A 3,181-nucleotide genomic window follows, 5' to 3' on the forward strand; every position below is an offset into this window, starting at 1 on the left:
GTCTCGAGCAAGTAGAAGAACATCGGGATGAAGAACACGGCGATCACCGTCGCACCGAGCATGCCGCCGATCACGCCTGTCCCGATCGAATGGCGGCTGTTCGCGGAGGCGCCTGTCGCAATAGCCAGCGGGACGCATCCGAGAATGAACGCGAGCGACGTCATCACGATCGGGCGCAACCGTTCGCTCGCCGCCGTCACGGCGGAGTCGTACACCGACTCGCCCGACTCGCGGTTGAGCACGGCGAACTCGAAGATCAGGATCGCATTCTTGGCCGCGAGCGCGACCAGCATGGTCAGCCCGATCTGGAAGTAGACGTCGTTTTCGAGGCCGCGCAGCAAGATCGCGAGCAACGCGCCGAACAGGGCGAAGGGCACTGCCATTAGCACGCCGAACGGCAGGCTCCACTTCTCGTATTGGGCAGCGAGAATCAGGAACACCATGATCAGGCCGAATGCGAACACGAGCCCCGAAGTGCTGCCGGCCTGCTTCGATTCGTACGCCTCGCCGCTCCACCCAAGGCTATAGCCTGCTGGCAGCACCTGGTCCCCGACTTCGCCCAGTGTGCTGAGCACCTGCCCGGAGCTATAGCCCGGCGCAGCATTGACCGTGATCTTCACGGCCGGGAAATTGTTGAACCGCGTAATCAGATCTGGACCCGTGACGTACTTCGTGGTCACCACGGCCTTGAGCGGCACCATGCTATCGGTCTTGCTGCGCACGTAGATCTGATCGAGATCCCGCGGCGTGAGCCGATACGATGGCTCGGCCTGCAGGATGACCTGCCACAACCGGCTCGAACGGTTGAACTGCGACACGTATAGCGAACCGAACATCGTCTGCATGGCGCTATACACGTCCTCGATCGGCACCCCCAGGGTCTCCGACTTTTCGCGGTCCACGTTGGCCAGCAGTTGCTGTGCTGACCCATTGAAGGTCGACGTCACCCGCGTCAGTTCGGGCCGCGCCTTGGCCTTGGCGATAAAGTCATCCACCACCTGGGCAAGTTGCGCGATGGTGGCGTCGCCCTGGGCCTGTATCCATACCTCGGTGCCGCCGGTCGTGCCAAGGCCTGGAATGGACGGCGGATTGACCGGCAGGATGATCCCCTCCTTAACCTCGGAGAGGGTTTTGTACGCGTCGATCAGTACGGCCCGCGCGTTCTGGGTCTTGATGTTGGCGAATTTGTAGCGCTCGTCGAAGCTCTTGAAGCCGACGAAGAACGTCCCCGCGTTGTTCTTGTTCTGGCTGTCGAGCAGGCTGAACCCATCGACCACGGTCACACTGCTCACGGCCGGCTGCTTCATGAAGTAGTCCGTGACGTGCTGGGACACGTCTCCCGTGCGATCGAGACTCGCGGCGTCCGGCATGACGATCGCGCCAAGCAGATAGCCCTGATCCTCCGGAGGCAGAAACGACGTGGGAATCGCGCGCAGCATGACGACCGCTAGCACGATCATGCCGACGAACAGAAGCAGCGCCACCACGAAACGCTTGATCGCCAGTTTGACCCAGTTCGTGTAGCCGAGCGTCATTCGCGCGAACGCATTGTCGAACCACTTGAAGAAGCCACGCTTTTCATGGTGCCCCGGCTTGAGCAGCAAGGCAGCGAGCGCTGGCGACAAGGTGAGTGCGACCACCCCCGAGAGCACCACCGAGATTGCAATCGTGATCGCGAACTGCTTGTACAACTGACCGGTGATGCCGGCGAGAAAGGCCACGGGCACAAACACGGCGCATAGAACCAGCACGATCGCCATGACCGGGCCGGAGACTTCGTCCATGGCCCGCTTGGCCGCGTCCTTCGGATTGAGCTTGTGAACGTTCATGTTGCGTTCGACGTTCTCAATCACCACGATGGCGTCGTCCACCACGATGCCGATCGCGAGCACCATGCCGAACAGCGTCAGCATGTTGATCGAGAAGCCGAGCGCGAGCATTCCCATGAAGGTGCCCAAGATCGACACCGGCACCGCGAGCACCGGAATCAGGGTTGCGCGCAAGCTCTGCAGGAATACGAATACCACGATCACGACCAGCACGAGCGCTTCGAAGAAGGTGTGGACGACGTCCGAGATGGACGCACGCGTGAACTCCGTTGTGTCCATCGCGACGTCGTAGTCGATGCCTTCCGGGAACGACTTCTTCATCTCGGAGAGCGTGGCGCGCACCTGCTTGGCCACATCGAGCGCGTTAGCGCCTGGCTGCTGATAGACCGCGATCACCGTGGCCGGCTTGCCCTGGAACTTGCTGCGGATCGAGTAATCCTTCTGGCCCAGTTCCGCGCGCCCGATGTCTTTCAGCCGCACGATGGCCGCGCTGCCGTTCGCGGCGCGAATGATGATGTTATCGAACTCGCTCGGGTCGGTCAGCCTTCCGCTAGTCGTGACCGCGAACGACTGTTCGACCGGCGTGCCGGTCGGCGCCTGGCCGATGCGCCCCACCGCGAACTGCTGGTTCTGGTTGGCCACCGCTCGTTGCACATCCGCCGCGGTGATGCCCAACTGGGCCATCCGGTCGGGTTTCAGCCAGATCCGCATCGCATAGTCGGGCGTGCCGAAGATACTCGACTGGTTCGCACCCGGGATGCGCTTGAGCGCATCGAGCACATAGATGTTGGCGTAGTTGGCGATATAGGTCGCGTCGTAGCGGTTACTCGGCGAATAGATGGCGATCACCATCATGAACGCCGATGACTTTTTCTGGACCTGAATACCCTGTGACTGCACCGACGAGGGTAGCTGGGGCAGCGCCAGATTCACACGGTTTTGCACATCGACCTGGGCCAGTTCCGGGTTGGTGCCGATCTGGAAGAACGCATTGAGCGTATAGGCGCCAGTCGATGAACTCGACGAGTACATATAGATCATGTTGTCCGCGCCATTGACCTGCTGCTCGATCGGCGCGGCCACATTGTTGGCGACCACATCCGCGCTCGCCCCCGGATAGGTGGCGGAGACCGTGATCTGCGGCGGCGTGATGTCGGGATACTGCGCGATGGGCAGCGCCAGCATGGCCAGCGCGCCCCCTAGTGAGATGACGATCGAGATGACCGTAGCGAAAATCGGGCGGTCAATACAGAAGTGGGAGACGCTCATGTCGGCCGCCCCTCACTTCGTCACGGGCTGGTCGGACTCCCGCGCCGCCAGATGCTGCGGCCCGCCTGGCGGCGGGCTGGCGG

General features: G+C 62.0%; 1 protein-coding gene. It reads right to left on the bottom strand.

The window, feature by feature from the left end; genetic code table 11:
* A partial coding sequence (locus tag WCA53_RS30590; RefSeq protein WP_423920275.1) for an efflux RND transporter permease subunit occupies positions 1-3,098 on the bottom strand: 3,098 nt, incomplete at its 3' end.
* Positions 3,099-3,181 lie beyond the last annotated feature (83 nt).

Origin of the sequence: Caballeronia sp. (genome assembly GCF_049581465.1) — a bacterium.
GTDB lineage: Bacteria > Pseudomonadota > Gammaproteobacteria > Burkholderiales > Burkholderiaceae > Caballeronia.